The organism is Streptosporangium sp. NPDC050148 (assembly GCF_055586505.1).
Genome location: NZ_JBVJIA010000006.1, coordinates 233,971 through 258,445, shown reverse-complemented (window position 1 = coordinate 258,445; position 24,475 = coordinate 233,971). Strand labels below are relative to the sequence as shown.

Genomic DNA, 24,475 nt, shown 5'->3' with positions numbered 1-24,475 from the left:
CCGTTATCACACTGTAATGTTGTTCAGGTGCGCGTAAATTGTGTCGGGGCGATCGTCGTCGACGCCTCCGGACGAATGCTCCTGGTCCGTCGCGGCCGTCCCCCCGGCGAGGGGCTGTGGTCGATCCCCGGTGGCCGGGTCGAGCCCGGGGAGTCCGATCCCGAGGCGGTGGCCAGGGAGGTCCTGGAGGAGACCGGCCTGACCGTCGCGCCCGGCCCCCTCGCCGGGACCGTCGACCGTCCCGGCGTCGACGGGGCCGTGTACGAGATCCGTGACTACCTGGCCGAGGTCACCGGCGGCGCGCTCACCCCCGGGGACGACGCCGTGGACGCCCGGTGGGTCGCCCCGGCCGAGTTCGGCTCGCTCCCCCTCGTCCCCGGCCTGCTGGACGCGCTGACCGGGTGGGGCGTCATCGGGCCGAGGTGAGCGTGGAGCGCCACAGGATGAGGTGGTCGGCGCTGTAGGTCGTGGAACGCCCCAGGGCCAGCACCTGCCCTGCGGAGACCGCCACCGCGCCGAGCCACTGGGCCCCATCGCCGTCCAGGCCGTCCGGCCCGCCCCGGCCCGGGGTGTGCCGCTTCCAGGTCAGCCCGTCCTCGGAGATCCAGGCCACGCTGTCACCGGAGCCGGGGACCCCCTGCCAGCCGACCGCGATCACACCCTCCGGTGTCGCGGCGAGGTCGTGGACCGCCGACGCCCGGTCGGCGGGGAGCCAGGAGAACTCCCAGCTCATCCCGTTGTCGGTGGAGACGGCGCCGAAGGCCCGGACGCCGTCCTCGGTACGGGCGGTGCCGCCGACGACGACGTACCCGCCGAACAGGACCACGTGCCGCAGTCCCGCGGAGGTCGCCCCCGGGGGCAGGACCGGCTTGCGCGCGTTCCAGGTGACCCCGTCGGCCGAGACCCAGACCACCCCGGTCTCGCGCTCGGCCGTGCCGGTGCCGCCGACGGCCACGTACCCGGACGAGGTCGCGGAGACGTCGTGGAGCCGCACCCCCGTGCCGCCCGCGGGGAGCCTGGCCGCGCGGGTGTAGCGCTTGAGGTCGGGGGTGAACCACAGCACGGGCACGGTCGCGGCCGGGCCACGGTCCTCGCCCGCCATGACGTAGCCGGACGCGCCCGCCGCCACCGCGTGCGGGGCGAGGAAGTCGTGGTCGGCCGCGGGCGCCAGCGGGCCCAGCAGCGGCACCCTGCGCCAGCTCTCGCCGTCCGTCGAGGTGACCAGCAGCGGCTCGGTGGAGGAGGCGTCGGTCATCGTGCCGCCCACGGCCAGCCATCCCCGCTCGCCGTGCGCGACGTCGGCGAGCGCCTGCCGCCACGGGCCGCCCAGCAGCCGTGCCGGGCCGCCCGACGTCCAGTTCTGGCGGCCGGTCCCCATGCTCCAGATGCCGGCGTCGCCGGAGACGGAGCCGACCGCGACGAACCGGCCGTCCCCGGCGGCGACCCTGGCCGTCTCCCTGGCGGCCCTGGTCAGGCCCTCGATCCCGTCCAGGGTGACCGGCCGCGGCTCGCCGCCCTTGGGCGCGGTGATCAGGACCACCCGGTTGTCCACGTCGGCGGCGCGCTCGTCGCCTCCGACGACGAGCGTGCCGGCGTCGGACAGGGCCAGGGCCCGCAGCGAGCCCGGCACCGTGCCGAGGTCGGTGGCCCTGCGCCAGTCACGGCCGTCGATGCTGGTGTGGACGGTGTAGCGCTCGAAACCCGACTCGACGACCGCGGCCACCCCGGCCGAGGAGGAGGCCAGGCGCTTGACGCCCGAGCCGTCGGGTCCCAGGCCGGTGATGGTCCCGCAGGCCTTCCAGTCGGCGCCCTCGGGCGAGCAGTGGACGCGCACCTCGCCCTTGTCGTCGCGCTGCTGGGTCGGGACGAGCACGAACCCGTTCCCGGCCACGGCCAGCGCGCCCGGCTCGGGGACGACGCCGTCGAGGGCGGCACCGGTCCGCTGCCACGTCCTGCCCCCGTCGGTCGAGCGCAGGACGACCGAGGTGGACTGTCCCTGCGCGGGATCGGCCAGCGCGACGACGGTGTCCCCGGCGGCGACGACCGCCTTGATGCCCCGGACCTTGTCCGGCGTGCCGATCTCCCGGGTCTCCACCCGGTCCCAGGTCCGCCCGTCCGGGGAGACCCAGGCGACGGCGCCGGTACCGCCGTCCTGCAGCACCGTCGCGCCGACCGCGACGAAACCGGACCGGGTCCTGGCCAGGTCCATGATCTTGTCGCCGCGTGAGAAGGCGTCCGCCAGCCCGGCCGGGTCGACGAGGGTCCACTCCTCGCCGTCGGTGCTGGTCCACAGGCCGTGCCCGGAGCCGAGGGGGTCGTTGCCCGCGGCCAGCCAGCGGCCGTCGCCGCCCGCCACCCGGCCCACCGTGGTCGGCCCGGTCTCCTGCCCCGCCGGGCCGGTGACCTTGCCGAGCCGCCAGGTCGCGCCGGAGTCGGAGGAGACCAGGAACAGCGGCCGGGGAACCGGGCTGGTGGTGTCGCTGCCGACCGCGACCATGACCGATCCCACCGCGCTCACCGCGTTGAGCACCTGGTTGGAGCCGTTGCCGCCGACACCGGCCTGCGGCACGAAGTCGTCGTCGCCCGTCCCGACCTCGTCGCCGACGAGCTGGAGCCCGGTGGCGAACGGGCTGTTCACCCAGCCCCAGTAGACCAGGCCGCCGCCGACGGTGACCGCGAGGACCACGACCATCAGGAACGGGAGCACCAGGCCCCGGCCGCGCCTGCGCCTGGTCGGGCTGGAGCGCCGGACGGCCGAGGGCGCGGCGGCCGGCCGGTGGTGCCGTCCGCCGTTGGGGCCGCGCCTGCCCGGCGGGCCCTGCGCGACGAGCAGGTCGGGCCTGGCGGGCCTTCCTCCCGGCGGGCGGCCCACCCGGCGTACCGGCTCGAAGTCGTCCTCGACCGGCTCGGCGTGCCGTTCAGGCTCGGCGTGCCGTTCGGGCTCGGCGTGCCGTTCCGGTCCGGCGTGCCGTTCCGGCTCGGGTACGGACGCGGCGGGCCGCTCGGGGGCGGGCGGCGGTTCCGGTACGGCCGCGGCGGGCCGCTCCGGCTCCGGTGCGGGTTCGGGGGTCGCCGGGATGCTCGGTCCCCCCCTGATCCCCTCCCGGGGCGGGACGGGCGGCGGGGCCGCGCCTTCCTTCCCGGCCCGCTCCCGGGCCGCGTCTTCCTTCCCGGCCCGCTCACGGGGAGGGCCGGAGGCCACCAGGAGGTCGGGCCGCTCCGCCCGTCTCCTGCCCCTGCGCTCGGACGCAGGGCCGGAGGCGACCAGCAGGTCGGGACGGTCCACCAGGCGCGGGCGGCCGCCCTCGGGCACGGCGTGACGTCCCGGCCCCGGCGGCCGGTCACCGGAGGGCCCACCCTCGGCGGAGGCCGGGGCAGGAGGGCCGGAGGCCCGGTCAGAGGGGCCGGAGGCCGGGCCAGGGGGGCCGGAGGCCGGCAGAGGGGTCGGGGACACGGGCGGGGGTGCCTGCGGGGACGCGGGCGGTGGCGTCGGCGGGGTGGCGGGGGGTGGCTCGGACGGCGTCCCGGAGGCCGAGGGCCCGGCCGGGCCGGGAGCGGGCGCGTAGGGCCTGCTGTAGGGACGGCGGCGCTCGCCACCGAGCCCTTCGGGACGGGCCCGGGGCGGCTCGTCGTCGTCCGGGGTCGGCGCCGAGAACGGCGGGAGCATCCACGGGGAGGCCAGCGGCACCCCTCGCGGGTCCTCGCCGGAGGGGCCGGGCGGGGAGTGCTGGAGGGTGGGCGGGGAGTCGTACGAGCCGGGCGCGTGGGGGTCCGGGGTGTGGGGGTGGTCCGGGGCGTGAGGGCTGGAGGTGTGAGGGTCCGGGGTGTGGGGGTGCCGCCGTCCCGCCTGGTTCGTGGCGTCGTCGCGGTCGCCGTGCCGGTGCGCGCCGGGGTCGCGGACGTCGTCGCCGTACGCATCGTCGTGGACGCCGTCGTGGACGCCGTGGCCGTGCGCGCCGTCGCCGTGGACGCCGCCGTCGCCCTCCGGCCACTCTCTCGAGCGCGGGTCGTGGGAGCCCGAGGCCACGCTCAGCACCTCCTCGTAGGAAGCCCGTTTCGGCCCGGGGTCACCACCCCGGATCGTTCCAGTCATCTCCGCGCCGGTAGGCCGCAACCCCTACGGATGCGGCAAATCGAACGCGACCCTACTCCTACCCCGTTCCCCGTAAACGATCACCTCCCGCGATCCGCCGCCTGAGGCCGGTCGCCCACAGTCCAGAGCAACACGTCCGGGCCGCGATGACGAGACCTCTCTAGTCAGATTTATCGAGTGAGCGTCGGACTTGCGGTGGTTTGTCCGCATAATTTTGGGTTCACCGGTCGGCCAAGAACCCGTACGAAAGATTTCGGCCATCTTTTCCGGACGCTGGGGTTCGCTTCGTGCCACCCTGTGCGCATTAGTTCACAGACTGCCGGGGGCGGCGGCATGTAGACCTGAGCCTGAAACCCACCACCCCAGGGAGCAGACATGAAACGGCTGGGGCCCGTATACACACTGGCCGCCGGAGCGGCGATGGCCGTCGCCCTCGGCACGATCAGCGCCACCACCACACCCACCGCCCAGAACGCCGCAGCTCAGGGCGACACGGCCGCGGCGGTGATCGAGGCCACCTCCGAGGCCACGCCCACGGCCACCCCCGATGCCGCCAAGACCGTCAAGCCCACCCCCGTCAAGGCCGACTACGCCGGGCGGGTCACCGGCAACGGCGGGCTGATCGCCATCTCCATCCGGAACGGCAAGGCCGTCGCGTACTTCTGCGACGGCAGGATCGAGGCCTGGCTCAAGGGCAAGGCCGCCGACGGCAAGGTCACCCTGTCCGGCCGGAACGACGCCTCGATCACCGCGAAGCTCGGCGGCGGCAAGGCCGCCGGAACCCTTGCGTTCAACGGCAAGAAGTGGACCTTCAACGCCCCGGTCGTGAAGAAGCCCTCCGGCCTCTACCGGGCCACCGCGGTCGTCCGCGGCGCGAACGTCCGCGCCGGATGGATCTACCTGGACGACGGCACCCGCGTCGGCCTGACCGTGGTGAACGACGAGGTCGCCGACGTGGCGATCCCCGAGCCGGGCCAGAACGCCGTCGTCGACGGTGTCGAGGTCGACCCCCAGGACGTCGACGAGTTCATCGAGGGCTTCTGATGAGTGACACACAGATCACACCGGTCCCGCAGCGTCAGAACCTCACCCCGCTCCTGGTCCCGCTCGTCGTGGGCGGGCTGGTCGCGGTCGGCCTGGGCGTCTACGGACGCCTCCACGCGCCCACCGGGTACGCGATCGGCGTGGCGGGCTTCTCCGGTGCGCTGGCCATGAAGTCCTGGCTCACCACCGGCGCGTTCCTGCTCGCGCTGGTCCAGCTGTTCTCGGCCCTGGTCATGTGGGGCCGGATCAAACTGGACGTACCGTGGATCGGGACCCTGCACCGCTGGTCGGGACGGCTGGCGTTCGTGCTGACGATCCCGGTGGCGGTGCACTGCCTGTACGCGCTGGGCAGCCAGTTCGACGTGCCGCGGGTGATGATCCACTCGCTGCTCGGCTGCTTCTTCTACGGCATCTTCACCGCGAAGATGCTCTCCCTGCCCAAGCGGGGGCTGCCCGGCTGGACCCTCCCGGTGCTGGGCGGGCTGACCTTCGTCGCCCTGACCGGGCTCTGGCTGACCTCCTCGTTCTGGTTCTTCACCACCATCGGGGTCAAGCTGTAGGCGGCGTGAAGGCGGTGGTCCGCTCCAGACCGGCGGCCCTGCCCTTCGCGGCCACCACCAGCGCCATCTTCCGGGACGCCTCGTCGATCATCTCGTCGCCGAGCATGACCGCGCCGCGCATCTCGACCGTCGTGTGGTACTCGTACGCGTCGAGGATCAGCTCGGCGTGGTCGTAGTCCTGCTGCGTGGGTGAGAACACCTCGTTCGCGGCCTCGATCTGGGAGGGGTGGAGCACCCACTTGCCGTCGAAGCCGAGCGCGGCGGCCCGGCCGGCCACCCGGCGGAAGCCGTCCAGGTCCTTGATCGCCAGGTAGGGTCCGTCGATGGCCTGGAGGTCGTGCATGCGGGCGGCCATCAGGATGCGCATCAGGACGTAGTGGTAGGCGTCGCCCTCGGTGTAGCCGGGCGGCTGCTCGCCGACCACCAGGGTCCGCATGTTGATCGAGGCCATGAAGTCGGCCGGGCCGAAGACCAGCGTCTCCAGGCGCGGGGACGCGCCGCCGATGGCGTCCACGTTGACCAGGCCCCTGGCGTTCTCGATCTGGGCCTCGATGCCGATCCGGCCCACCGGCAGGCCGTTGGCCTTCTCGATCTGGGTGAGCAGCGTGTCCAGCCACATCACCTGGGCGGCGTCCTGCACCTTGGGCAGCATCAGGCAGTCGACGAACTCCCCCGCGCCCTCCACGACCTCGATGACGTCGCGGTAGGTCCACCGGGTGCCCAGGTCGTTGACCCGGACCACCCTCGTCCTGCCCGACCAGTCGCCCTCCCGCAGGGCCGCCACGACGTTCTTGCGCGCCCCCTCCTTGGCCGACGGCGCGACCGAGTCCTCCAGGTCGAGGAAGACCTCGTCGGCGGGAAGGCCCTGGGCCTTCTCCAGGAAGCGGGGGTTACTACCGGGGACCGCGAGACAGGAACGTCGGGAACGCATGAGTAGAGCTTATGGCGGCTGTTTCATGGCGTGGTCTTCATGAGGGGGTCCCCGAGAGGTGGTCGTCGTGGGGCGCGTCCCGGGTGGAGCTATGGCGTTCGTACAAAGACCCCGGTCTGTTCTTGGTGGGGGTCTCGTAGGACCCTTACCGGAGGTGTCAGGAGAATGGCATCAAGAATCGGCTAAGGGAGACACGCACGATGGCAAACGCTTCTTCGATGGCCAGGCCCGCCGTCCTGTCCGATCTCATCCCGGGCTCCCGCGTCCGCGACGCCGCACTGGTGGTGGGAGGCGCGGCCCTGACGGGCCTGGCCGCGCAGCTCAGCTTTCCGCTGCCCGGTTCGCCCGTTCCGGTCAGTGGCCAGACCTTCGCGGTCGTTCTCGTCGGCGCCGCCCTGGGCATGAACCGCGCCGTGCTGAGCATGCTGCTCTACCTGATGGCCGGCGTCGCGGGCGTGCCGTGGTTCGCCGACGGCGCCTCCGGCTTCGGCGGGGCGTCCTTCGGGTACGTGATCGGCTTCATCGCCGCCGCGGCCGTGGTCGGCAGGCTCGCCGAGCGCGGCGGGGACCGCACCGTCGCGCGTACGGTCGGCACGATGGTCCTGGGCAACCTCGTCATCTACGCCTTCGGCCTGCCGGTCCTGATCGCGGTCGCCCAGGTGGACCTCGTCAAGGGCCTGGCCCTGGGAGTGCTGCCCTTCCTGCTCGGTGACGCCCTGAAGATCGCCGTCGCGGCCGGGCTGCTCCCCGCGGCCTGGAGGCTCGCGCGGCACTGACCTCGCGGCGCGTACGGCCTGTGCCCTCGCCATGGGCGGCACAGGCCGTACATTCGTCTCATGGGCGTGATCGAGGAGGGCGCGAAGAAGTCGAGCGTTCTGTGGCTGTCGCTGGACCGGCCCCGGCTGGCCTGGCACACCTGGCACGACGACGCGATCTACCTGGTCACCGGCGGGGGCGAGCAGTCGCTGCCGGGGCTGGCCGAGGCCGGCGAGGTCCGGGTGACGCTGCGCAGCAAGGACAACGGCGGGCGCCTGGTGGCCTTCGACGCCCTGGTGGAGGTGGTCGACCAGGCCGAGGCACCCGGTGCGGTGGCCGCGCTGGCCAAGGAGCGGCTCAACGCCCCCGACGCCGGGCGGCTGGTGGAGCGCTGGGCCGCCGGTTCCCGGGTGATCCGCCTGGTGCCGCGCGAACCGGTCCCCTCCTGACCGGCGGTGCCCCGCGAGCCGGTCCCCTGACGCCACCGGAGCCATGCGAGCCGGTCCCCCGACGCCGGGCCGGTCTCCTGACCACCGCGTGGCGCGGGGGCGCCCTACGGGGTCGGGGACGAGTACCGGGGGCGCGGAGCCCGGGGCTCGGGAGCCGTGTCTGGCACCGGGAGGCCCCGGGGCACGACGGCCGCGTCCGGTGCCGGTACGGGAGCCGCGGTGGCCCGCTGCGCCAGGTAGGCGCCGACCAGCACGATCGCGCCGCCCGCCATCTGGAAGGGGCCGAGCGCCTCACCGAGCAGGATCCAGGCGGCCACGGCCCCGGCGATGACCTCCAGTGAGGCGACCGTGGAGCCGATCGCGGCCGACAGGCGGCGCACCGCCAGGACGCCGAGGATGTAGGCGATCACCGTGGCGACCACGATCAGGCAGACCAGCGCCACGACCGCGGGAAGGGTGTGACCCGGGACCGGGGTGGCCGTACCGCCGAGCACCCCCCAGGGGATGTCCCACGGCCGGGAGATCGGCGTGAGCACCACGGCGGCGCCCAGCAGGCCCCAGGCGACCAGGCCGAGCGGGTCGATGTCGGCGCCGGAGCTCTCGCTGAGCAGGAAGTACCCGGTGCAGCAGGCCGCCGCGCTCACCGCGAGGAGCAGGCCGAGCGGGTCGAGGGTGAGACCGGACCAGATCTCCACCACCACGCCGAGACCGAGCACGGCGACGACCGCGCCGACGTAGGCCGTCCGCGGCGGGCGGGCCCTGCGGACGAACCGCACCCACAGGACCACCAGCACCGGGGAGGTGAACTCGATCAGCAGGGTGACGCCGACCGGGAGACGGGTGATCGCCGCGAAGAAGAGCGCCTGCACCCCGGCGACCGCGATCACCGCGTACGCCGCGAAGAACGGCAGCCGCGAGCGCGGGATGCGCAGGGCCGCGGGCCGGGCGACGGCGAGGATGCCTGCGAGCAGCAGGCCGGCGCCCGCCATCCGGATCCACGCCGCCTCCAGCGGGACCAGCCCGGCCGCGCCCAGGTACTTGGCCATGGGGCCGGAGAAGGCGAAGCACAGCGAGGAGGAGAGCGCGATCAGCACTCCGGCACGTCTCATGGGCCACCGTTTTCTGTAATTACCGTCGAGCCGTTTTGATGCTGTCATGCTGGTGAGCGGGCTGGCAACCCGGATTCGGTGAACCCGCCGGGAGCGTGCCGACCACGAGCTCTCTCCGGGGGCCGCCTACGCTTCGGATGTGAGGATCTTCATCGCGCGGCTCGCCGGCACCCCGGTCTTCGACCCCGCCGGGGACCAGATCGGCCGGGTGCGTGACGTGGTGGTGGCCATCGCCGGCAGCACGCCACCGCACGTGCACGGCCTGGTCGTCGAGGTACAGCCCCGGCGGCGGGTCTTCCTGCCGATCACCCGGGTGCGTTCGGCCAAGGCCGGGGCGGTCGTCTTCAGCGGCACGCTCAACATGCGCAGGTTCGAGCAGCGGGCGACCGAGACCCTGGCCATCGCCGAGCTGCTCGACCTGAGGGTCGAGGTGGACGGCAGCCGGGCGACGGTCCTGGACCTGGCCATGGAGGAGACCCGGCGCGCCGAGTGGCTGATCACCAAGGTGGCGGTGCTGGGCAGCCCGCCCGGCATCGGGCTGCGCCGGCGCGGCGAGACCAGGATCGTCGACTGGGCCGAGGTCCGCGGCTTCGGCGCGGTCCAGCAGGACCAGGGCGCGGCCAACCTGCTGGTCGCGTTCGAGTCGATGCGCGCCGCCGACCTGGCCGGGGCCCTGCACGAGCTGCCCGACAAGCGCCGCACCGAGGTGGCCGCGGCCCTGGACGACGTACGGCTCGCCGACGTGCTGGAGGAGCTCCCCGAACGCGACCAGATCGGCATCCTGAGCAGGCTCGCCCCGGAGCGGGCGGCGCACGTGCTGGAGGAGATGGACCCCGACGACGCGGCCGACCTGCTGCAGGACCTCCCGATCGAGCAGGCCGAGGCGCTGATGGCGCTGATGGAGCCCGAGGAGGCCGCGCCGGTCAGGCGGCTGCTGGTCTACCCGGAGAACACCGCGGGCGGGATCATGACGAGCGAGCCGGTGGTGCTGCCGCCGAACGCGACGGTCGCCGAGGCGCTGGCCCACATCCGCCAGACCGACCTCACCCCGGCGGTGGCCGCGCAGATCTACGTGGCCCGGCCGCCGGTCGAGACGCCCACCGGCCGCTTCCTCGGCCTGGCGCACTTCCAGCGGCTGCTGCGCGAGCCCCCGTCCACGCTGCTCGGCAGCATCCTGGACACCTCCCTGGACCCGATCAGGCCCTCCTACACCCTGAACCAGGTCACCTTCTACCTGGCCACCTACAACCTGGTGGCGGTACCCGTGGTGAACGAGGCCGGCCGCCTGGTCGGCGCCGTCACCGTGGACGACGTGCTCGATCACCTGCTGCCGGCCGACTGGCGCGAGCGGGACGACCGGCCGGAGAGGGACGAGAATGCCTGACCGCCTCGACCAGCCCAGGCAGCCCGGCCTGCGGCTGCGCCCCCACTACGACCCCGAGGCGTTCGGGCGGCTGTCGGAGAAGATCGCCCGGTTCCTGGGCACCGCCAGGTTCCTGGTGTACATGACGGGGTTCGTCGCCCTGTGGGTGCTGTGGAATGTCTTCGCCCCGGCCTCGGTGCGGTTCGACCCCTACCCGTTCATCTTCCTGACGCTGATCCTGTCGCTGCAGGCCTCGTACGCGGCGCCGCTGATCCTGCTCGCCCAGAACCGGCAGGACGACCGGGACCGGGTCCAGAACGAGCACGACCGCAGGGCCGCCGAGCGCAACCAGGCCGACCTGGAGTACCTCACCCGGGAGATCGCCGCCCTGCGGATGGCGCTCGGCGAGGTGGCCACCCGCGACTACATCCGCTCGGAGCTGCAACGGCTCCAGGAGGACCTTCAGGAGGACCTCCAGGAGCCGCAGGCGCCCGCGGAGAGGTGAGCCGGGCCGCGGGCCCTCCGGCCTCGACCCGTACCGCCCGGGACCCCTGTGGGCCCCGGGCGGTCATCGGTCGGCAGGGATCGATCAGTAGAAGAGGTTCTCCGGCTCCGGCAGGTCGACCAGTGCCGGGCCGCGCCAGCGGGCGGCGTCGGAGGGCACGTCGCGGGCGCTCAGGGTGCTGAGCGTCAGCGGGACCAGCACCTTGCTGGCGGCCAGGTCCACCGTGACGTTCGCGCCGGTGGCGGCCTCGTCGCTGTAGGTGGCGTCGGTTCCGGCGATCACCAGGGCGAGCCGGTGTCCCTTCCTGAAGACGTACTCCTGCGGCAGGGTCTCCCAGGCGATCCTGGCGTAGGCGCCCGGGGTCATCGGCGAGGGGTCGCTGAGCGAGCCGCGGTTCTGCGCGTCGATCCAGCCGCGGGCGACGATCTCCAGCGGCCGGGTGGCCCGGTTGGTGACGACCTTGCGGTAGCAGGCGTCGTCGGCGGCGGTGCTCTCGCCGTGGCAGCTCTCCTCGGTGACCGTGCTGATGCCCTGGCCGCGCCTCCAGTCGATGCGGCTGTCCTCGCCGAAGTCGACGAGCAGCGCGGTCAGGTTCGCGGTGGGCGCGTCCAGGGCGACGCGCAGGTCCACCACGGGGGTGCCGGACATGCGCAGGTCCAGCGGGAGCGCGCCGGTGGTGAAGGCCACCCTGCCCGGCTTGGCCGTGCCGACGTCGGCCACCATCTCGTCCTCGGACAGGCGCAGGTCGGCGAAGGCGGCGGTCTGGCCCTTCCGGGCCGGGACCAGGCCGAAGGAGCCGTTCGCGGCCGGGCGGAAGGGGATCTTCACCGAGAGCGGCGCGGGCCAGTCGCGCTGGGTGATCCAGCGGTCGAGGCTGGTCTGCACGTCGGCGCGGGGCTCGCGCATGATGCCGTTGTCCACGCCGTGCAGCCAGCGGTCGAACCAGCGGTGCAGCGTGTCGACCCAGGCGTCACGGCGTCCCTCGAAGTCGAAGGGGTCCACGTGCTGGTACTGCCCGACCCAGATCTTGCGGGGGACGTTCCGGTCGCCCAGGGCCTTCCACCACTTGGAGAAGTTGTCGGGCTTGACGTTGAGGTCGTTGACCGTGTGCACCGCGAAGACGCTGGCGCGCACCTTGGAGACGTCGGCCATCGAACCGGCGATGTAGTCGCGCTCGGCCCAGAAGGGGTTGTGGTTCCCGGTGTCGTCACCGTCCTCGGCGTCCAGCCGCGACCAGGTGGCGGCGCACTTGGCCGGAGGGTCGGTGTCCACGTAGTTCCCCAGCCACGACATGTAGTCGTAGTTGTAGACCACCCCGTTGGAGCGCTGGTACCGGTACCAGGAGCTGATCGCCGAGATCGGCACGATCGTCTCCAGCCCCTGCACGCCGGTCGCGGCCACCGCGTTGGCCAGCGTGCCGTCGTAGGACTTGCCGATCATCCCGGCCTTGCCGGTGGTCCAGTCCGCGGCCGCGGGCGTGCCGTCGGCGCGGTAGGCGGTGGCGCGGCCGTTCAGCCAGTCGATGACGGCCTTGCCGCCCATCACGTCGGCCCGTCCCCCGACGTCGGGGCAGCCGTCGGACCGGGTGGTGCCGATCATGTCGACGTGCAGGACCGCGTAGCCGCGCGGCACGAAGTAGTTGTCGTAGTACAGCGGGAACTTCGTCACGTTCCCCGCGTCGTCGTAGACCTTCCGCTCGGACTCGTTGCCCCGGCCCGAGTTGTCGTAGTACGGGCTCTCGTCGATGATCACCGGGACCCGGAGGCCGGGGCCGGACTCCCGCGGCCTGATGATGTCGACGCGGACCCGGTCGAGACGGCCGTCGGCGTCGCTGTCGAGGCTCGACTCGACGTAGACGTGCTCGCGGACGGCGTCGGCGTAGGAGAAGACCGGCTGGGTCCTCCCCTGTTCGACGGTGATCGAGGACCGTGCGGCCGCGTGGGCCGGGGGGGTGACGCCCGCCGCCAGCACGGCGAAGGCGATGAGGGCTGCTCGTGACTTCCGCAAGCGGAGCCTCCAGGAAATTGGGGAAACACCCGCAATCTCCATGAATGTCCATATATTCGGAAGATCTCTTTATACCTTTGACATCACCCTGGGTCTGGCATGTGACACTGCCCCCGCCTTCTTTGACCGCCGGACGTCACAGGGCGGAGGGCCGGTGAATACCGGAAAAGAACATCCGGGGGTACGCGGGGCCCCCAGGGCGTGGATCCGCACCGGGGCCGGATCCGGGGACGACACGGGCCGGGCTGCGGGGTAAGGCCGCCCTCGACGGGGCCGGCCTCCGGGGCGCGGGCGGCGGAGAGGAGCTTGGCCAGCACGGCCTCGCACTGTCGCAGCTCACCGGGGTCGAGCAGGTCGAGGAACTGGGCGCGGACCCCGCGCAGGTAGGTGGGACCGGCCTCGGCCAGCCGGGCCTCGCCCGCGTCGGTGAGGACCGCGAACAGTCCTTGCGCGTCGCTGGCGCAGGCCTCGCGCTCGACCAGCCCGTCACGCTGGAGACGGTCGACGAGACGGGTCAGGCCGCTGCGCGAGAGCAGCACCCGCTCGGCCAGGTCGTTCATCCTCAGCCGCCGCTCGGACGCCCGGAGAGCCGCAGGAGCACGTCGTAGGAGGCCAGGGCCAGGTCGTGCCCGACGAGCAGGTCGGCCTCCAGGCCGCGGGTGATGCGGACCTGGGCCTGCTGGAGCATGCGCCAGACCGCAAGCCCCTGTGAGCCGACACTCTCTCCGGGCTCGCCCGCCGTCAGGGTCACGGAGTAACCTTAGAACGTTGCACGCGCATCTACACGTGAATTGTCCGGATCCGGAGACCATCGTCGGAACCGGAATTACCTCCGCCGTTCCCGGGTTCTTACCATGGATCCACAACGTCGGCCTTTTCCGACCGGATCAGCCTCTCGCACGCCATGACGGCACCGCGTCGGGCGGTCCCGCCCGCCGCACGCCTCTTCGATAACAGACAAGGAGGGACGGCATCCCCGTCGCCTCAAGGTGGCGGTGTATTGCCGACACTTCGATGGCACCTACCCCGGAACTGGTGATGGCCGCCCTGGCGACCGTCAACGATCCTGAGATCCGTCGGCCGATCACCGAACTCGACATGGTCAAGAGCGTCGACATCTCCCCCGAGGGAGCGGTACGTGTCGCGATCTTCCTGACCGTGTCGGGCTGTCCCATGAAGGACACCATCACCCGGGACGTCACCGGCGCCGTCTCCAAGGTCGGCGGAGTGACCGGCGTCTCGGTCGAGATGGACGTCATGAGCCCCGAGCAGCGCAAGACGCTGCAGACCAAGCTGCGCGGCGGCAAGGGACCCGAGAAGGAGATCCCCTTCGCCCAGCCCGGCTCGCTGACCCGCGTCTTCGCGGTCGCCTCGGGCAAGGGCGGCGTCGGCAAGTCCTCGGTCACCGTCAACCTGGCCGCGGCGATGGCCGCGAGCGGCCTCAAGGTCGGCGTGGTCGACGCCGACATCTACGGCCACAGCATCCCCCGCATGCTCGGGGTCTCCGAGCGGCCCACCAAGGTCGAGGACATGATCATGCCGCCGGTGGCGCATGACATCAAGGTCATCTCGGTCGGGATGTTCAAGCCCGAGGGCAACACCCCGGTCGTCTGGCGCGGCCCGATGCTCGACCGCGCCCTGCACCAGTTCCTCGCGGACGTCTACTGGGGCGACCTCGACGTGCTGCTGATGGACCTGCCCCCGGGCACCGGCGACATCGCCATCTCCGTCGCGCAGCGGATGCCGTCCGCGGAGCTCCTGGTGGTGACCACCCCGCAGCAGGCCGCCGCCGAGGTCGCCGAGCGGGCCGGGTCCATCGCCGTCCAGACCCACCAGCAGATCGCCGGCGTCATCGAGAACATGTCGTGGCTGCCCTGCCCGCACTGCGACGAGCGGATCTCGGTCTTCGGCGAGGGCGGCGGCCAGACCGTGGCCGACGCGCTCACCCGTACCCTCGGCGCCCGCGTCCCGCTGCTCGGCCAGGTGCCGATCGACATGCGCCTGCGCGAGGGCGGCGACGAGGGCAAGCCGCTGGTGCTGACCGACCCGGACGCCCCGGCCGCGGCCGAGCTGGGCCGCATCGCCGCCGCCCTCGGCAAGAAGTCGGGAAGCCTCAGGGGCATGCAGCTCGGCATCTCGCCGACCCGGCGCGGCTGACCGCCCCGCGGTCGGCGGAACGGCGTCCCGCCCCGGTGGTCCAGCGGCCCGGCCGCGCACCGGGGCCACCGGCCTCGGCGACCCGAAGGCCCGGGTGGCCCGGGAGCCTGGGTGGCCCGGCCGGTCTAGGTGGCCTCGGAGTCGTACGGGGGGATCTCCCCGTAGCCCAGCTCACCGGCCGGGTAGGACGTGGCGGGTTCGGCCGTGGCCGTCGCCGTCGTGCTCTTCCAGTCGTCCTCCAGGTCCGCGGTCAGGTGCTTGCGGACGAAGTTCTTGGGATTGAGGTCGGCCGGGTCGAAGTCGGCGAACTCCGGCCCCAGGCCGGTCCGCAGGTCGTCCCTGGCGTTGTTCGCCATCCGGCGCAGGTTGCGCAGCGTCCTGGCCGCCTGTGAGGCGGCCTGGGGCAGTTTCTCCGGCCCGAAGACGAGAAGCGCGATGACCACCAGCGCAACGATCTCAGGCCAGCCGAGTCCGAACACGGTGATCTCCTACCGGGACGATGCCATGAGCACCTCTCCGGCGGCACGCCGGAGAGGTCCCACACTAATACCCCGGCCAGGGGCACGCGCCCGCGGCCGGGGGGCGACGAGGGCTCAGGAGGGCTCGGGCGTCGGCTGGTCCGGCGCCGCGCCGACGGTCACGGTCGCGGTCTTCTCCTGACCGCCCCGCTGGTACTTGACCGTCAGCTTCTCGCCGGGCGCCCTGTTGCGGATCATCGCGATCAGCTCGTTGCCGTCCTGCAGGACGACGCCCTCGACCTCCAGGATGACGTCGCCGGGCTTGAGACCGGCCTGGGCGGCCGGGCCGTTCGGCTCGATCGGCTGGGTGCCCCGCGTGACCTCGGTGGCGATCCGCACCCCGACGCCCTGGTAGCTCGGGTCGATGGCGACGCCGATCCGCGACTTCCTGGCCTTGCCGGTGGTGATCAGCTCCTGGGCGACCCGGCGGGCGTGGTTCACCGGGATGGCGAATCCCAGGCCGATGCTGCCGCTCTGGCCCCCGACCGACCTGCCCAGCGTGGCGATCGCCGAGTTGACGCCGATGACCTCGCCGTTGGTGTTGACCAGCGGCCCGCCCGAGTTGCCGGGGTTGATGGCCGCGTCGGTCTGGACGGCGCTGAGCCAGGTGGTGTCGGAGCTGTTCTCCTCGCCCGCCTGGACGGGACGGTTGAGCGAGCTGACGATGCCGGAGGTGACCGTGCCGGTCAGGCCCAGCGGGGAGCCGATGGCGATGACCGGGTCGCCCACGACCACGTTGTCGGAGTTGCCGAGGGTGATCTCCGGCGCGCCGAAGGTCTCGTTCGGCTTGACCACGGCCAGGTCGGACTCGGGGTCACGGCCGACGATGACGGCGGAGGTGGACCTGCGGTTGTTGAACTGGATCTGGATCTGGCCGTTCGGGGCCGCCGCGGCGACCACGTGGTTGTTGGTCACCACGTACCCGCCCTTGATCAGGAAGCCCGAGCCGGTGCTGGAGCTCGCCCCGCCCTCGACGGCCAGCGAGACCACGCTGGGCAGGACCTTCGACGCCACGCCCGCGACCGAGTCGGGAGGGCGGACGTTGGAGCCCGAGGGGGCCTTGTCCAGGCTGAAGGAGGGGTCGCGGCCCGAGTCCGTCGGCCGGGTGAGCAGGTAGGTGCCGACGCTGCCCAGCAGCGAGGCCAGCAACGCGATCACCACGGCGAGGATGACCAGCGTGGGGGTACGGGGTCCGCGCCGGGCCGCCGCGGGCGCCGTGCCGCCGAAGCCCGCGGGCAGGCCGGGACCTCCGGGGGGCGGCGCCCAGCCGGGACCCATGCCCGCGGCCTGGGCGGGCGGGGGCGGGCCGATCGGCGGGCCGAAGACCGCCGTCTCCTGCCGCGTCCTGCCGGAGGGGTCGCCCCAGCCCTCCCCGGCCGGTGAGGAGCCGTGGGCGGGGCCGGGCCCCTGGCCGAACCCCTGGACGGGCCGCCGGCCGGGGTCGGAGGAGGCGGGGTCACCCTCGCCCGGTGCCGTGGAGGCGTCGTGGCGGAGCAGCTCGGGCTGCCCGTGCCGCTCACGGTCCCACGTGCCGTGGCCGTAGGGGTCGTCGGACCGGTTCCAGACGTCGTCGCGGGGACGCTCCGTGCCGGCGGGGGCGGTCTCCCCGGCGGGCAGGAACTCCGGGCGGGAGAACTCGGGGCCGGAGGGGCCGGCGCGGCGGGACTGCTCGACGCCGTGTCCGCCGTCGGCGAATTCCGACGGCGTACGCCCCTCAGCATCGTGCGCCTCGTGGGTACGGGCCTCGTCGGTCATCGGATACTCACCACTCCTTGCCTCGCAGGCGGCCGCTCACCGAGTCGACCCGGCAATCTTCCCCCGAGCGGCATACGAGATGTGTAAAGCACGCGTCATTCGAAGGGATTGACCCAGGAGAGCACGCGTGCGGCACCGCGGCCGAGCCTCGCCCAGAGATCGGGGACGGGCTCGTGCGGCAACGCCGCGACGGCTGCGTCGGCCATGTCGGCCGGCGCGTCCGCAAAGACGGTGTAGACATGACCCCCACTCGCCCAGATCGTCTCCTGCCCCGCCGGGTCTCGAACCCAGATCGTATGCCCGTTACGCCGCTCGGCATGCCAATCACGGAGACGTTCCTCATCAAGCATCCCAGGCTGGATGAAAACCGACACGACCGACAGGCCGTCGGAGTACCCGAGATACACGTGACCGGCGGCGGCGCGGTGCGCGGCGAACAGCTCCAGGCGGCCCGGCAGGGCGGTGGGGAAGTGCCAGCCGGCGGCCCGCAGGCGGGGGATCTCCGCCAGGTCGAGGCCGCCCGCGGGCATCGCGGGCACCGTGCGCCGTGCCGGGGTGGCCGGTCGCACGGTCAGGTCGACGAAGGCGGCGGTGTGCACGATCCGGCCCCGCGCGTCCAGCAGGTCCCGGCGCAGCACCGGCCCGGCGGCGCGGTCGAGCCAGTAGCGGGCCGCGACGGTGCCGTCGGAGCGCAGCACGTGCACCAGGCGGGCGGGGCGCCCGCAGGCCCGGCCCTCGCCCGCGTCCACCACCCGGTAGTTGCGGGCCAGCACCTCCAGCATCGTCTCGGACGGGCTGGACATGCCTCCGGCGAGGGTGCCGGGATCGGCGCTCTGCGTGAGGCCCGAGGGCTCGGCGCGTACCGTCAGCCCCACCCCGGGGGCGTTGTGCACCTCCTGCACCACCGAGGCGGAGCCCGAGGCGCCCCAGACGGTCACGTACCGGGTGCCGGAGTATCCCCGGGTGCGGCCGGCGATCGCGGCGTCGCGCAGCAGGGCCAGGCCGGTGTCCTCGCTCTCCGCGTCGTCCGGCGGACCGGTCTGGGAGGAGCGGACGGCGTGCGCCGGACCACCCGTCACCAGCCCCAGCAGCATCAAGGCCGCCAGGAGCAGGGTGACGGGCAGCCGGATCACGGAGTGGGCGAGTAGGTCGGCGTCGCCGACCCGCCGTAGGGCGCGGTGTTCCTGTGCTGGTTGGCGAACATGTCGACCGGCGGCACCACGCGCGGGTTGGGGTCGGTGCCGCCTACCACGAACAGCGTCCCGATCGCCACGGCCGCCGAGGCGACGCCCACCGCGACGTACCCGGCTCGCCGGGCGCGGCGGGGACGGCCCCCGGCGCGGCCACGGGGCCGGTTGTCGGGGGGAGCGACGCTGTGCATGCTCGGGATGGGCGCCCCCGCGAAGGTGCGCGGGGGCGGAAAGGGGCGCTCGCGCGGGGGCAGCGGCCCACCCGGCTCGGCCATCCGCAGCAGGGACATCGTCAGGTCGGTCGGCATCGCGGGCCCGTCGAGGGACCGCAGCCGGCTCTTCAGCGCCCGCACGGCGTCGACCTCGGCCCGGCACGGGGCGCAGAAGGTCAGGTGCGACAGGGCACGGTCGCGCTCATGGTGATTGAGCTCACCGTCGACCAGTGCGGATACACGCTCTCCGAGATGACTCATGCGCACTCCTTGCCAAGAGGCTCGTCGTGACATTCGTCATGACTGTGGTTTCTCATGCGAACTCCTCCCCGTGAGTAACGCTCGGGGGGAGTTGGTCGTTCCGCGGCGCGCGGTGCTCCAGCGCGTCGCGCAGCTGCGCGCGCCCGCGGTGGATCCGGCTGCGGACCGTGCCGAGCTTCACGCCGAGCGTCGCGGCGATCTCCTCGTACGACAGGCCCTCGATGTCGCACAGCACGACGGCCGCGCGGAACTCGGGCGCGAGCGCGTCGAGCGCCGCCTGGATGTCGGGCTCCATGTGGGCGTCGTCGTACACCTGCGCCGGGGAGGGCTCGCGGCCGCGCAGCCGCTCCGCGGCGTCGTCGGCGAACCCCTCGAACCTGATGCGCTGCTTGCGCCGCGCCATGTCCAGGAACAGGTTCGTGGTGATGCGGTGCAACCAGCCCTCGAACGTGCCCGGCGTGTAGTTCGACAACGACCTGAAGACCCGGACGAAGACCTCCTGCGTGAGGTCCTCGGCGTCGTGCACGTTGCCGGTCAGCCGATAGGCCAGCCGGTACACCCGCGCCGAGTGCGTCCGGACCACTTCCTCCCACGTGGGAGGCGTCCAATCAGACACGGGAGCTCCTGACTGGTGGTCGGGCTCGTCCACCAGCACTCCTCTCTCCGGGACCACCGCTATCGCCATAGTGCCTGGTTTCGTCCCTCCGTGCGCACCGACTGTCTTCCGGACCGGCAAAGGCCGCTTAAACCGTGCAACGCACCGGGGGTCACATGAGTTCCCGATCGGGCCTGCCTCCCTTAGGCTGCGACCGAGCGTCTATATGACGGTGTACGGAGAAAGCGGGAGGAGAGGCCGATGGCAGAGACGCCGCCCAGTCCGTTGGAGGCCACTCTGGCCTATGCCGACGAGTTCCACCGGGAGGACGACATCCTCCGCGCCGCGCGCCTGCGCGGGGCCGAGGTGGGGGCTCCCCCGATCCTGCCCGGCGGCGGCGCCGCCCTCTGCTTCCTCGCCACCGCGGTCAACGCCCGCGCCGTCGTGGAGATCGGCACCGGCTGCGGGGTCTCCGGCCTGTGGCTGCTGCGCGGCATGCGCCCGGACGGCACGCTCACCAGCGTGGACGTCGAGCCCGAGCACCAGCGGCTGGCCAGGCAGAGCTTCGCCCAGGCCGGTTTCTCCGGCGGCCGGATCCGCCTGATCACCGGCCGCGCCCTGGACGTGCTCCCCCGCCTGTCCGACGGCGGCTACGACCTGGTCTTCTGCGACGGCGCCATGCACGAGTACGCCGACTACCTGGCCGAGTCGATCCGGCTGCTGAGGGTCGGCGGCGTCGTGGTCTTCGACAACGCCCTGTGGGGCAACCGGGTGGCCGACCCCGTGCAGCGCGACCCGGACACCGTCGCCATCAGGGAGCTGGGCAAGCTGGTCCGCTCCGACGAGCGGCTCCGCCCGCTGATGATACCCCTGGGCGACGGCATCCTGGCGGCCGTCAAGCTCGCCGACTGACCGCCGGCCCCGGGCCGGGAACCGGTAACGAGCCGGGCCGGCGCCGGGAGCCGCTTTCCGGGACCCCGAGGCCGGGGACACGCCGGTGGCGGCGTGCCCTCACCGTTCCGGCAGCCCCGCCAGCCACTCCAGCAGCAGGCGCACGCCGTACCCGGTGGCGCCCTTGCTCAGCAGGCCCTCGTCGGCGCCGCTGCGGCCGACGCCCGCGATGTCCAGGTGCGCCCACGGCCGTCCGCCGGTGAACTCTCGCAGGAACAGCGCCGCGGTCACCGAACCCGCGCCGTAGGTGGACCCGGTCTCGATGTTGGCCAGGTCGGCCACGGACGACTCCAGGGCCGGGACGTAGTCCTCGATCAGCGGCATCCGCCAGAGCGGCTCCCCACCGGCCTCCCCGGCCTCGGTCAGCGCCTCGGCCAGGGCGTCGTCGGAGGCGAAGACCGCGCCCAGGCCCTTGCCGAGCGCGATGCCGATCGCCCCGGTCAGCGTGGCCACGTCGACCATGACGTCCGGGTCCAGCTCGGCGTCGGCGTAGGCCAGCGCGTCGGCCAGCACCAGCCGGCCCTCCGCGTCGGTGTTCAGCACCTCCACGGTCCGGCCGCCGTACTGGGTGATCACGTCGGAGGGGCGCTGGGCCGAGCCGGAGAAGGCGTTCTCGGCGGCGGCGACCAGGCCGGTGACCCGGACCCGCACGCCGAGCGCGGCCAGCGCGCCCAGGACCGCGATGACCACGGCCCCGCCCGCCATGTCGGTCTTCATGAAGACCATGTTGCCGGTCGGCTTGAGGGAGATCCCGCCGGTGTCGTAGGTGATGCCCTTGCCGACCAGGACCACGTGGCCGCTCGCGCCCTCGGGCCGGTAGTCCAGCCGGATCAGCCGGGGCGGGCTCTGCGCCCCCTTGCCGACGGCGAGGATCCCGCCGAACCCGTCGTCGGCCAGCTCCCGCTCGTCCCACACCCGCACGGTCACGTCCCGGTCCGCGACGTGCTCGCCGGCGCGCTCGGCCAGCCAGGCCGGGGACTTCACCGAGGACGGCGTGTTGGCCAGGTCCCTGGCCAGGGCCACGGCCTCGGCGATCACCCGCGCGTCGTCGACCTCGGCCTCGGACTCGTCGCCGACGAACTCCAGCGTCACCCCCGGCGTCTGCTCCTCCCCGGCACGGAAGGCGTACGTGGCCAGCAGCGCGCCCTGCACGAAGGCGGCCACCGGACCGGCGGGCAGCACGATCCTGACGGCGTCCCTGCCCTTGCCGCGGCGTGCCACCGCCGCGCCGGCCTTGCGCAGGGCCGTCGCCGACCCGTCGCCGATCCCGTACAGGAGCACCCGGCCCACGGCGTCGCCGGTGGCGACGGGAACCTCGACGATCTCCCCGGCCTCGCCCTTGGACCTGTGGTGGGCGAGCAGCGCCGCCGCGGGCAGCGGCAGGTCGATCTCGGGGGCCAGGCCGGCGTCGAAGGGGACGGCCAGCAGCTCGGCGTCGCCGAAGGACGGGCCGGCGTCCCCGGAGGCGGTCTCGGGGTCGGCGTCGGCGTCGGGGGCGGTGACCCACAGCCCGCGGGCGTACGGCTCGCGGGGCAGGAGCAGGTGGGGGGAGATGGGCATGGGGCGACTCCAGTCATCGGGTCCGGCGGAAGGGAGAACGCCGGGGAAAACACCGGGAGGACACGGGGAGGACACTCGAACACCGTCGACGACGTCACGGAGGGGTCCGCGGAGAACACCGCGGCCCTGGCGCGAGCCGCCGTGAGGCGGTCCGACGGCCAGGGCCGTGTTCATCGTCGGTCGCGCGGGCCGTCGCAGGTGTCATGCTCCCCGAGCAAGCTCAAAACAGGGCCCGGCTCCACCACTGTCGTCAGATCGGGATCAACCGACGATCTTCTTCAATTCCTCACCAAGGGCGCTCGCCTCGTCCGCCGAGAGCTCGACGACGAGACGTCCGCCACCCTCCAGAGGAACCCGCATGACGATGCCCCTGCCTTCCTTGACGACCTCCAGCGGACCATCACCGGTCCTCGGCTTCATAGCCGCCATGCGTGTATCCCTTCCTGCTTCGGGCTCCGGATCTCCGACTGACCCGAGGGTGGCCGACGCATTCACGTCTTCTGTGATGTCCTATTATCCCGCCTCCGCACGGAGAATGGGAACGATCAGTATCAGCGTCGGCTCATCCGGCGATCAAGACCGTTGTCCGAGCCCCCTCGGACGACCAAACTTGTCCTCGTGAACGCCCGCGCCGCTCTCTTCGATCTGTACGGGGACCATCTCCGGTCCCGGGGCGGCCGTGCCTCCGTCGCCGCCCTCGTCCGGCTGCTCGCCCCCCTGGACATCGCCGCCCCGGCCGTGCGCACCGCCGTCTCGCGGATGGTGCGGCAGGGCTGGCTCTCGCCCACCCGGCTGCCCAGGGGGCCCGGGTACGAGGTCACGCCCAAGTGCGTGCGCCGCCTGGACGAGGCGGCCCTGAGAATTTACCGAGTCGGGACGATCACCTGGAACGGACGGTGGCACGTCCTGGTGGTGGACCCCGTGCGCGAGCGGTCCAGGCGGGAACGCCTGCGGGCCGAGCTCTCCTTCATCGGGTACGCGCCCATGTCCGAGACGACCTGGATCGGGCCGCGCCCCTCCCTGGAGCTGGACGCGATCCTGGGCGGCCAGGGCGTCCGCGCGGACCGGTTCGAGGCGGTGCTCGACGGCGACCCCGCCGCGCTGGTCGCCAGGACGTGGGACCTGGACGGCATCGGAGCGGCCTACGAGGAGTGGCTGGCCCGCGCGCGGGACCTGGTGGACGCCCTGCCCGCGGACGCGGGCTGCGACGAGGTCTTCGCCACCCGGAGCAGGCTGCTGCACGGCTGGCGCAACTTCCTCTTCCGCGATCCCGGGCTCCCCGCGGAGCTGCTGCCGCGGGGCTGGCCCGGGGAGAGGGCCAGGATCTACTTCGAGCGCGAGGCCGGGCGGCTGCTCCCGGCCGCCGCCACCTTCGTCGACCGCCACCTCGGCGAGCCGTGGGACGGCCCGCGGGAGGGGCCGCCCCAGGGGACACGGAGAGCGACAGCGCAGGATGTGTCGTAAAGGACAGGCCATAACCCCCCAGAACCCCCCAGAAGGCCGCACAGGGCTCTCAGGACGCATCCTGAGGGGCATCCTGGGAGAACGCGGACCCGGGCCGGCGTCGACGACGTCACGACCCGGACGAGCAGAGCCGAACCATCCGGAAGGAGCACACGTTGAGCGACGTTCTCTACTCCGTCGACGACGCCGTCGCCGTCATCGTCATCAACCGGCCGGAGGCGATGAACTCGCTGACGACCTCCGCGAAGGAGGCCCTGCTTGAGGCGGTGACCGAGGCGTCGCGGGCGGACACCGTACGGGCGGTGCTGCTGACCGGGGCGGGACGGGCCTTCTGCGCCGGGCAGGACCTGGGCGAGCACGCCGCGAACCTGGAGGCCGGCCGGGGCCTGGACGGCACCGTGCGCGCCCACTACAACCCGATCGTCCGGACGATCGCCGAGATGGACAAGCCCGTGGTGGCGGCGGTGAACGGCGTCGCCGCGGGAGCGGGGGCCTCCCTGGCCTTCGCCTGCGACCTGCGGATCGCCTCGGAGAAGGCCAGGTTCGCGATGGCCTTCTCCGGTATCGGGCTCGCCCCCGACTCGGGGGCCTCCTGGACCCTCCAGCGCCTGGTGGGGCAGGCGCGCGCCACCGAGCTGCTGCTGCTCGGCGAGCCGCTGGGCGCGGTCCGCGCGCTCGAACTCGGGGTGGTCTCCCAGGTCGTCCCCGCCGAGGAGCTCGACGCCGCGGCCCGGACGATGGCCGTACGGCTGGCGCAGGGTCCCACCTGCGCCTACGCGGCGACCAAGCGCGCCCTGCGGTCCGCGGCCACCGGCACCCTGGCCGAGGCACTGGAGGTGGAGGCCGACCTCCAGGACGCCTGCGCCAAGACCGGTGACCACCTGAACGCCACCCGTGCCTTCCTCGCCAAGGAACGGCCCGTCTTCCAGGGCCGCTGACCCGGGGCTTCCCAGGACCGCCGACCCGGGGCCGCCGGCTCCGGTGATCGCGGGGTC

General features: G+C 72.9%; 24 protein-coding genes. 11 read left to right on the top strand and 13 right to left on the bottom strand.

Annotated features, from left to right (window positions below; genetic code table 11):
* Positions 1-27: 27 nt before the first annotated feature.
* Complete coding sequence (locus ACZ6RT_RS08990) at positions 28-426, top strand: NUDIX hydrolase (protein ID WP_399187883.1); 399 nt, start codon at positions 28-30, stop codon at positions 424-426.
* Here ACZ6RT_RS08990 and ACZ6RT_RS08985 read toward each other — a convergent pair.
* Positions 410-4,093 (bottom strand): WD40/YVTN/BNR-like repeat-containing protein, encoded by a 3,684-nt coding sequence (locus ACZ6RT_RS08985; protein ID WP_470152710.1) that lies wholly within the window; start codon positions 4,091-4,093, stop codon positions 410-412. The two genes, ACZ6RT_RS08990 and ACZ6RT_RS08985, sit on opposite strands and share 17 nt — an antisense overlap.
* A gap of 375 nt (positions 4,094-4,468) precedes the next feature.
* Here ACZ6RT_RS08985 and ACZ6RT_RS08980 point away from each other — a divergent pair, with 375 nt between their 5' ends.
* Together ACZ6RT_RS08980 and ACZ6RT_RS08975 are read left to right on the top strand one after the other, a co-directional pair.
* On the top strand, positions 4,469-5,137 hold the full coding sequence (locus ACZ6RT_RS08980; protein WP_470152709.1) for a hypothetical protein: 669 nt from the start codon (positions 4,469-4,471) through the stop codon (positions 5,135-5,137).
* Positions 5,137-5,697: a DUF6529 family protein gene (locus ACZ6RT_RS08975; RefSeq protein WP_470152708.1), complete on the top strand. Its 561-nt coding sequence runs from the start codon at positions 5,137-5,139 to the stop codon at positions 5,695-5,697. The genes ACZ6RT_RS08980 and ACZ6RT_RS08975 overlap by 1 nt, the downstream gene beginning before the upstream one ends.
* Here the strand turns inward: ACZ6RT_RS08975 and ACZ6RT_RS08970 are convergent.
* Entirely contained in the window at positions 5,687-6,628 is a 942-nt protein-coding gene (locus ACZ6RT_RS08970) for an HpcH/HpaI aldolase/citrate lyase family protein (protein ID WP_470152707.1), read from the bottom strand. The two genes, ACZ6RT_RS08975 and ACZ6RT_RS08970, sit on opposite strands and share 11 nt — an antisense overlap.
* Before the next feature lie 200 nt (positions 6,629-6,828).
* On the opposite strand from ACZ6RT_RS08970, the gene ACZ6RT_RS08965 reads away from it, so the two are divergent.
* Positions 6,829-7,404: a biotin transporter BioY gene (locus tag ACZ6RT_RS08965; protein ID WP_399187891.1), complete on the top strand. Its 576-nt coding sequence runs from the start codon at positions 6,829-6,831 to the stop codon at positions 7,402-7,404.
* A 60-nt stretch (positions 7,405-7,464) separates the two neighbouring features.
* Positions 7,465-7,833 (top strand): hypothetical protein, encoded by a 369-nt coding sequence (locus ACZ6RT_RS08960; RefSeq protein ID WP_344902352.1) that lies wholly within the window; start codon positions 7,465-7,467, stop codon positions 7,831-7,833.
* A 104-nt stretch (positions 7,834-7,937) separates the two neighbouring features.
* Here ACZ6RT_RS08960 and ACZ6RT_RS08955 read toward each other — a convergent pair whose 3' ends face one another.
* On the bottom strand, positions 7,938-8,942 hold the full coding sequence (locus ACZ6RT_RS08955) for an EamA family transporter (protein ID WP_399187894.1): 1,005 nt from the start codon (positions 8,940-8,942) through the stop codon (positions 7,938-7,940).
* 139 nt (positions 8,943-9,081) lie between these two features.
* On the opposite strand from ACZ6RT_RS08955, the gene ACZ6RT_RS08950 reads away from it, so the two are divergent.
* Positions 9,082-10,326 carry a magnesium transporter MgtE N-terminal domain-containing protein gene (locus tag ACZ6RT_RS08950; protein WP_399187897.1) on the top strand — a complete coding sequence of 415 codons (1,245 nt, stop codon included), beginning with the start codon at positions 9,082-9,084 and terminating at the stop codon, positions 10,324-10,326.
* Positions 10,319-10,810, top strand: coding sequence for a DUF1003 domain-containing protein (locus tag ACZ6RT_RS08945; RefSeq protein ID WP_399187899.1), 492 nt, complete (start codon positions 10,319-10,321; stop codon positions 10,808-10,810). The genes ACZ6RT_RS08950 and ACZ6RT_RS08945 overlap by 8 nt, the downstream gene beginning before the upstream one ends.
* A gap of 84 nt (positions 10,811-10,894) precedes the next feature.
* On the opposite strand, the gene ACZ6RT_RS08940 is transcribed toward ACZ6RT_RS08945, so the two are convergent.
* The 3 genes from ACZ6RT_RS08940 to ACZ6RT_RS08930 all read right to left on the bottom strand — a co-directional run bounded on the left by ACZ6RT_RS08940 (position 10,895) and on the right by ACZ6RT_RS08930 (position 13,568).
* Positions 10,895-12,817, bottom strand: coding sequence for a Xaa-Pro dipeptidyl-peptidase (locus ACZ6RT_RS08940; protein ID WP_470152706.1), 1,923 nt, complete (start codon positions 12,815-12,817; stop codon positions 10,895-10,897).
* 83 nt (positions 12,818-12,900) lie between these two features.
* Positions 12,901-13,377, bottom strand: a complete 477-nt coding sequence (locus ACZ6RT_RS08935) for a MarR family winged helix-turn-helix transcriptional regulator (RefSeq protein WP_470152705.1) — start codon at positions 13,375-13,377, stop codon at positions 12,901-12,903.
* A gap of 2 nt (positions 13,378-13,379) precedes the next feature.
* A complete protein-coding gene (locus ACZ6RT_RS08930) occupies positions 13,380-13,568 on the bottom strand; it encodes a hypothetical protein (protein ID WP_470152704.1) in 189 nt (62 codons plus the stop codon).
* Between the two features lie 263 nt (positions 13,569-13,831).
* On the opposite strand from ACZ6RT_RS08930, the gene ACZ6RT_RS08925 reads away from it, so the two are divergent.
* Positions 13,832-14,974, top strand: a complete 1,143-nt coding sequence (locus tag ACZ6RT_RS08925) for an Mrp/NBP35 family ATP-binding protein (protein ID WP_399187905.1) — start codon at positions 13,832-13,834, stop codon at positions 14,972-14,974.
* Positions 14,975-15,099: 125 nt separating this feature from the next.
* On the opposite strand, the gene ACZ6RT_RS08920 is transcribed toward ACZ6RT_RS08925, so the two are convergent.
* The 5 genes from ACZ6RT_RS08920 to sigE form a co-directional block, all read right to left on the bottom strand.
* Positions 15,100-15,453, bottom strand: coding sequence for a sec-independent translocase (locus ACZ6RT_RS08920; RefSeq protein ID WP_344902368.1), 354 nt, complete (start codon positions 15,451-15,453; stop codon positions 15,100-15,102).
* A 114-nt stretch (positions 15,454-15,567) separates the two neighbouring features.
* Complete coding sequence (locus tag ACZ6RT_RS08915; RefSeq protein WP_470152703.1) at positions 15,568-17,247, bottom strand: S1C family serine protease; 1,680 nt, start codon at positions 17,245-17,247, stop codon at positions 15,568-15,570.
* A gap of 95 nt (positions 17,248-17,342) precedes the next feature.
* Positions 17,343-18,380 (bottom strand): sigma-E factor regulatory protein RseB domain-containing protein, encoded by a 1,038-nt coding sequence (locus ACZ6RT_RS08910; RefSeq protein ID WP_399187910.1) that lies wholly within the window; start codon positions 18,378-18,380, stop codon positions 17,343-17,345.
* Positions 18,377-18,910 carry an anti-sigma factor family protein gene (locus tag ACZ6RT_RS08905; protein WP_399187912.1) on the bottom strand — a complete coding sequence of 178 codons (534 nt, stop codon included), beginning with the start codon at positions 18,908-18,910 and terminating at the stop codon, positions 18,377-18,379. Before ACZ6RT_RS08905 ends, ACZ6RT_RS08910 begins: the two co-directional genes overlap by 4 nt.
* 52 nt (positions 18,911-18,962) lie before the next feature.
* Positions 18,963-19,595, bottom strand: a complete 633-nt coding sequence (gene sigE, locus ACZ6RT_RS08900) for an RNA polymerase sigma factor SigE (RefSeq protein WP_344902381.1) — start codon at positions 19,593-19,595, stop codon at positions 18,963-18,965.
* A gap of 171 nt (positions 19,596-19,766) precedes the next feature.
* Here sigE and ACZ6RT_RS08895 point away from each other — a divergent pair, with 171 nt between their 5' ends.
* On the top strand, positions 19,767-20,417 hold the full coding sequence (locus tag ACZ6RT_RS08895; RefSeq protein ID WP_399187914.1) for an O-methyltransferase: 651 nt from the start codon (positions 19,767-19,769) through the stop codon (positions 20,415-20,417).
* A gap of 99 nt (positions 20,418-20,516) precedes the next feature.
* Here ACZ6RT_RS08895 and ACZ6RT_RS08890 read toward each other — a convergent pair whose 3' ends face one another.
* Entirely contained in the window at positions 20,517-22,016 is a 1,500-nt protein-coding gene (locus ACZ6RT_RS08890; RefSeq protein WP_470152702.1) for a leucyl aminopeptidase, read from the bottom strand.
* A 261-nt stretch (positions 22,017-22,277) separates the two neighbouring features.
* Entirely contained in the window at positions 22,278-22,445 is a 168-nt protein-coding gene (locus ACZ6RT_RS08885) for a DUF3117 domain-containing protein (RefSeq protein ID WP_084195322.1), read from the bottom strand.
* 189 nt (positions 22,446-22,634) lie between these two features.
* Here ACZ6RT_RS08885 and ACZ6RT_RS08880 point away from each other — a divergent pair, with 189 nt between their 5' ends.
* Entirely contained in the window at positions 22,635-23,480 is an 846-nt protein-coding gene (locus ACZ6RT_RS08880; protein ID WP_470152701.1) for a PaaX family transcriptional regulator, read from the top strand.
* Positions 23,481-23,635: 155 nt separating this feature from the next.
* Positions 23,636-24,418, top strand: a complete 783-nt coding sequence (locus tag ACZ6RT_RS08875) for an enoyl-CoA hydratase-related protein (protein ID WP_470152700.1) — start codon at positions 23,636-23,638, stop codon at positions 24,416-24,418.
* Positions 24,419-24,475: the final 57 nt, after the last annotated feature.